The following is a 6,140-nucleotide window of genomic DNA, read 5'->3' as shown; positions in this document are numbered from 1 at the left end:
GAGCCCTGATCAATTTAAAACCAAAGAAAATTGGTACTTATATGCTCACAACTGGATAATATTTTTTGGGCAATTAAGATGATCTAAAAGAAAGGAGGTGCTGATTCATAAGAATTATTTTGGAGGGGTAGGATTACAAACACAAGAAGTAAGCTGAAAAATCGGAAATTCAACTAATGTTTTCCACGACACGGTGGGGATTGGTAACAGGTATTGTGGAAACGCCAAATTCAAAGGAGAAATTTGATGGGTGAGGTTACTCTATTTGTTCGTAAGGCAAGCGGCCTGGTGAGGTCATGGTCGATTTTCGATGCCTTCATTTACTCTGCGTTTTCCATTAACCTGATTACTCTGGGTCTGTTTATTTTTTCCTACGCATATTATTTTGAGGGAAACCTGGCAGTCGCAGTGGTGATCGGTGGTGCTTTTACGATCTTTGAGGTGATCGTATATGCCAGTCTGATCTCTGCCATGCCACGCGCTGGTGGCGATTATGTCTGGCAAAGCCGTATTTTGGGACGCGCCATTGGCTTCATTCTGGCCGTCACTGGATGGTGGTTCATCCTCTGGCTCTGGGTTCCACTTTACGGTCAGATGCTGATGTACGAGGTTCTTACACCACTATTTGCAATTGCAGGCGCAAAAGATGCTGCCCTATGGATGTCCGGTCAAACAGGCCTGCTAACAGGCTCTCTGATCCTTTGCGCACTCGTATTTTTCTATATCTCTGTCGGCATGAAATGGTATGCCCGTGTGCAGAAAGTATGCTTCTGGGGTGGGATGATAGGTCTGTTGTTGGTGTTCGTTTTGCTGGGATTTGGCACAAATGAAACCTTTATCGCCAATTTGAACAGCATTGCTCCGGCAATGTTTGGCACCGAGCAAATTGATTTGTATCAGGCAACATTGGAAGCTGGTGAGGCCGCAGGCACTGTTTCTGCGCCTTTAGGCTCTCTGGTTCTAGGAGCGAGCATGTTGCTGATTCCTTTGATCACATTCCAAAACCTATGGCCAAACTGGGGCTCCACTCTCTACGGAGAAGTGCGCGGCGCATCAGATTATAAGCGTAATTTCTGGGGCATGGCTGCCGGGGTCATCGTCACCGCAGTGTTGGCTTTGATCTTCTTTGGATTGATCGGAAAAACGTTGGGATGGGATTTTTATAATAAAGCCAATGGTGCTTTTTGGAATTACACCTGGGGCTATACCGATGTGGCTCCACCATTACCTTTCTGGCCCTACCCGGTTCTCTTCGCTGCCATGATGACCAAGGCTCCCTTTTTGCAATTCCTGGTTGTCCTGCTGATGAGCCTTTGGTGGTTTGGATGGTCAGGCACAATTTTCCTTAGCTCCACTCGGGTGATCTTTGCTGCCGCCTTCGACCGAATGCTTCCGGAGTGGGTATCCAATATTGAGCCGCGTACCCGGACACCGATCAATGCCCTATTGTTGATGGTGATCCCGGGAATGATTGTTGCCACCCTATACGCTTTCAATATCTTTGATCTTCAAACTTTGGCTTTGGATTCAACTTTGGTGATTGCCGTTACATTCTTTGGATCAACCATCGCTGCGATTATCTTGCCCTGGAAAATGAAGGATGTTTTTGATGGGTCACCTATCGCAAAATTCAAAGTCAATAGTGGTTGGTCCTGGCTGACTCTGTTAGGTTACGGCGCTGTTTCGATATTTCTGATCTATAAATCAATACAATATGGTATTGCTGGTTCTGCAGCGATAGCGGGCACAGTGTCCATGCTTATCTATATATTGGTCTGGATTCTTAATGTTGCCAATGCAGCAGTATTACTATATCTTCTATACTATGTGTGGAAGAATTTGGCCGCAGACAAGCAGCTTCCTCTGATCACCTTTGCAGGGCTGGTTTTTTTGCCCTTCCTGGATTGGTTGCTGGTGGAGTGGTTCTGGGATCCAAGTTATCTCTATGGAATTGGCTGGACAAATACCAGTTCGATCGTTTTCATGTTGATTAATTACGGTTTGGCCGCTGCCATCTTCTATGGCTTCACCGCCTATCGTAAGCGCCAGGGTATTGACGTTGAAAAAGTTTACCAGGAGATCCCGGTCGAGTAGTTCGCCTTCATTTAGATCAACATTTCGTTGATTCCTGATGAAAATTCTGCACTAGAACAAAGGAGACAGTCACTCCCCATGTGACTGTCTCCTGATGTATACAACTCCTTAACAAACTATTTCAGAGCTACAAGCTCGCGGGCAGTGTCCACTGCTGCTCCAGCATCCGGCGCATATCTATCGGCGCCGATATCTTCTGCAAATTTCGAAGTAACCGGCGCGCCACCGACCATGACCTTTACTTTGTCTCGCAATCCTGCATCCTGTAAAGCCTCTATCGTGGATTTCATGGAGAGCATTGTGGTGGTCAATAAAGCCGACATCCCCACCACGTCGGCAACATTCTCACTGACGGCCTGGACGAATTGTTCGGGTGTAACATTGGTTCCCAGGTCGATGATCTCGAATCCCGCGCCCTCCAACATCATACCGACCAAGTTTTTGCCGATGTCGTGGAGATCCCCTGCTACGGTGCCGATTACGATTTTGCCCTGCGATGCCGCCCCTGACTCTGCCAGAAGAGGGCGCAATACTTCCAACCCGGCGTGCATTGCCTTGGCAGACATCAGGACTTCGGGGATAAATAAATCTCCGGCTCTGAAGTCGCGGCCGACGATATCCATCCCGGCGATCAAGCCATCATTGAGAATCTCCGGAGCCGACATTCCCAGGTCAAGGGCGGTTTTCGTAGCCGTTTCGACCTCACTGAAATTTCCAGCGTAAAGGTCCTTTTGCATTTGTACTAAGATATCAGACATGTTTTTTTGCCTCATTTTATTTGATAGTGTTTAGTCTCAGTGAAACCCTTTTAGTAACCTTTATTTCTCGAGCGATTTCAGCGCTTTTGGCACGAATTCATCCAACTCCTTGCGAATATCTTCTGGCAGTGGATTGGGTTGATGCTCTTCCAAGATTGCCAGAGCTTTTTCTTTGGCCCGGTCGACCATGGTCTTCGATCCGGTTTCTTCCCAGGCCTCTCTGGAGTTTCGGTATTGCAGGGTTGGCTCGAACCGTTCGCCTCTGAGGAACTTGTAAGTGTGCGGATCGGCCACAAAATTCCCACCAGGACCGACCCGGTCGATGACCTCTCTCGCCAGACGTTCGGCATTAACCTCGAAGCCTTCCACAGATCGAAAAGCAATATGGTTGATTTCGCTATCGATAACTAATTGTTCGTGGCTGATGACCAGGCTTTGCTGCATCATCCCGGCACCGACCAAAACATTAGCGCCAGCCAGGGCGGCCATCATGTTCATATACATGCGTTCGAGGATCGATTGTCCATCGTGGGTCATGGAATCGCTCCAGGGCCCATGCAGACTGACGGGAACCTTGTAGAAATGGGCCATTTGAGCACCGGCAGTTGCCATAATTCCCAGTTCGACCGAGCCTGCCAGGCTAAAACCGGTACGCATGTCCATAGCCATCGGCCTCGGCGCGTACTGCAATGGTGCCCCGGGATTTGCCAGTTGGGAGATAACCACTCCAGCCAAGAACTCGGTGTTGAGCAATTGTATATTGCCCGCCATCGTCATCGGTCCGGTTCCCCCGGCGATGGGCATGACACACACATCCAGCGGAATTCCATATTCGCCACACAACCAGAGGGCATCAACGGTCACATCCAGGAATTTGAGCGGGCTGATGGGCGCCTCCAGCAGGCTGACGATGGGTCGCTCTTTGAGTTCCTTTTTGCCGCCCGCTACGATGACCGCCATCTCGAACATCAGCTTGAGAGATTCGCCGGTGAAGGCCCGCAGGTGAATATGCTTGTCGGTGTGGCCGAAAGCCTCGCGCAGCATCAGGATGTCACGGCCCAGAACCGGCATATCCTGCCCGAACACCGGGGCAATGAAGCTGATGCCGTCGAGCGCATCCATCAATTTGTAGTAATCCTTGACGTCAGCGTGCAGCAAAGGCCTGAATTCGCCTGTCTCCAGGTCGATGGTGAAGTCAGCACCACCACCATTGCGGGAGTAGGGACGACCACCGGGGATCAGGGGACAATCCTTCTCCGGGTTTCGGGCCGCCAGAGTGAACCGATCCGGGACGGTTTCCAGGGCACGGCGGACCAACTGGCGCGGGATCCTGGCCCTTTTTGTCTGGAAATCCACCTTGGCGCCATGTTTCTCGAGGAATTCCAATCCTTCCTGGTGATCCACCATGATGCCGGTATTCTCCAGCAAGTCCAGTGATCCATCATGGATCTCCTCAATGTGTGAATCGCTGAGATATTTGAGATAAGGTTTTAGGGTTTTCGATGTCATAAGTTTTTCTCCTGGTGGGGTTCTAATAATAGTTCTTGATGGTTTTTTGGCAAAAAGTTCTTAGTCTTTCAGATTTCCAAGGGGGCGATCTCGGTGACAAATCGGAAGCGGTCACCCCGGTATAGGTCTTTGCCGTACTCGATAGGTAGATCATCCTGGTCGAACGACAGACGGCGTTGCAGCATGAGCGGAGCCCCAAGTAAGACATCCAATAACTCTGCCTCGTAGTTCAAAGCGATCACTGGCTCCAAACTTTGCCGGGCGCGCAGGGCGGTAATTCCATATTCTGTTTCCATAACCTCGTATAAGGAGCGAGTCGCCAGGTCATGACGGTCGAAGCCGGGAAAACGGTGAGCGGGTATGGTGAGTCTTTCGAGCAATACCGGCTCCTGATTGATCAAGCGCAAGCGAAAAATGTGGTAAACCCTGTCGGAGGTAGAAAGCCCCAAATCATCAGCGCTTGATTTCTCGACTGGCTGGTTTTCAAATTTGACAATTTTTGCGCCGGGTATATAACCACGGCGCTGCATCCCTTTAGTAAACGAGATGATGAACTCAGCCGGCTGCTCGATCTTGGGCTCAGATACATAAGTCCCCGCCCCCTGTCGACGGTTCAGCAACCCCTGTATTTCGAGCTTTTGGAGGGCGCGCCGTAAAGTTAACCGATTCACCCCCAGTTTCTCACTCAACTCGCGTTCCGGAGGCAAACGGTCACCAGGACTCAATACTCCCGATTCGATCTGATCCAGCAGATTTTCAGCAATTTGAATGTAAACAGGAATGGAAGGATGATCGCGATTTGGGGTTTGGACAGGTTTATTCATGATTCCCCGCGAGTTTTGGGGTAAATTGACCGCCGAATTGGTGTATACCAATCCTGCGTAAGAATGGATGCAGGCGGTTGTCAACTATTCTCAAATTTTTCCCCATTAAACCAAGTGTAACACGGGTCGAAAATGTGATTCTCAGGCCATGAATCCATCCGGCGGTCTGATCTGAGCCGGCGGTCGGATGGATTGCGCCTTCGAAATGGGAATTACTGGTTGTCGTTGGAAGTTTGAATCCCCTGTTTGTATACTCCCCCAATGGCATGATGCCCAATCCCGATGACAATGAATGCGTGTTTATCTACATCCAGCACTACGGTTTTCAAAGCATCGACATCTGGCCTGCTCACCACAAAATACAAGACAGTGTGATTTTTTTCCGTAAACATTCCCTGTGCGGGCCAGGAGGTAATCCCTATCCGCAGCCGGTGAAAGACGGTGTCGGCCACGGCTTTTGGCTGGTCGGTGACGATGAGGGCCGTTCGCACCACGCTGGGGCCTTCCAAAACCTGATCCGCGGCCACCCCCCAGATATAAAGAGTGACCAGTGCATACAATGCTTTATCCCACCCGAATACGATTCCGGCTATGAGCACGACCCCGCCATCGGTGAGTAGATATAACTGGCTGACTGGAAATCCGGTTTTAAATTGTAAGACCCGGCCGACGATCCCGGTCCCGCCAGATGTGCCCTGAGCGCGGTAAACAAGACCCGTGGCCACCCCACCCAGCACCCCTCCATAGAGGGCATTGAGCATCAAATTATCGGTGATCCCCTCCGAAGGGATCCAGAAAGCAAGGACATCCGTCCCTACATTGTAGACCAGCACAACATATATGGTGCGGATCAAAAAGTTGAAACGGCCTAAATGCTTGAAGCCCACAAACAATAAGGGGACATTTAAGATCAGCATCACCATTCCAATCGGCCATGAGGTAAACTCATTGATGA

General features: G+C 50.0%; 5 protein-coding genes. 1 reads left to right on the top strand and 4 read right to left on the bottom strand.

From position 1 onward, the window contains the following. Positions 1-246: 246 nt before the first annotated feature. Complete coding sequence (locus AC3DOM_RS09645; RefSeq protein WP_487918832.1) at positions 247-2,094, top strand: APC family permease; 1,848 nt, start codon at positions 247-249, stop codon at positions 2,092-2,094. A 116-nt stretch (positions 2,095-2,210) separates the two neighbouring features. On the opposite strand, the gene AC3DOM_RS09640 is transcribed toward AC3DOM_RS09645, so the two are convergent. The 4 genes from AC3DOM_RS09640 to AC3DOM_RS09625 all read right to left on the bottom strand — a co-directional run. Further along, entirely contained in the window at positions 2,211-2,852 is a 642-nt protein-coding gene (locus AC3DOM_RS09640) for a corrinoid protein (protein ID WP_487918831.1), read from the bottom strand. 60 nt (positions 2,853-2,912) lie between these two features. Beyond that, positions 2,913-4,361: a trimethylamine methyltransferase family protein gene (locus tag AC3DOM_RS09635; protein WP_487918830.1), complete on the bottom strand. Its 1,449-nt coding sequence runs from the start codon at positions 4,359-4,361 to the stop codon at positions 2,913-2,915. Positions 4,362-4,429: 68 nt separating this feature from the next. Then, complete coding sequence (locus AC3DOM_RS09630; protein ID WP_487918829.1) at positions 4,430-5,269, bottom strand: GntR family transcriptional regulator; 840 nt, start codon at positions 5,267-5,269, stop codon at positions 4,430-4,432. A 128-nt stretch (positions 5,270-5,397) separates the two neighbouring features. After that, positions 5,398-6,140, bottom strand: a 743-nt coding sequence (locus tag AC3DOM_RS09625) for a YitT family protein (RefSeq protein WP_487918828.1), incomplete at its 5' end; no start/stop codon positions are given.

This window comes from Candidatus Desulfolinea nitratireducens (genome assembly GCF_982879505.1).
The sequence above is the reverse complement of the archived record's forward strand: the minus strand, read 5'-3'. Positions and strand labels throughout refer to the sequence as shown.

Excerpts from the sequence above, each read along its gene's own strand:
- AC3DOM_RS09645 (WP_487918832.1), top strand. The coding sequence starts at position 247 with ATGGGTGAGGTTACTCTATTTGTTCGTAAGGCAAGCGGCCTGGTGAGG.
- AC3DOM_RS09640 (WP_487918831.1), bottom strand. The coding sequence starts at position 2,852 with ATGTCTGATATCTTAGTACAAATGCAAAAGGACCTTTACGCTGGAAAT.
- AC3DOM_RS09635 (WP_487918830.1), bottom strand. The coding sequence starts at position 4,361 with ATGACATCGAAAACCCTAAAACCTTATCTCAAATATCTCAGCGATTCA.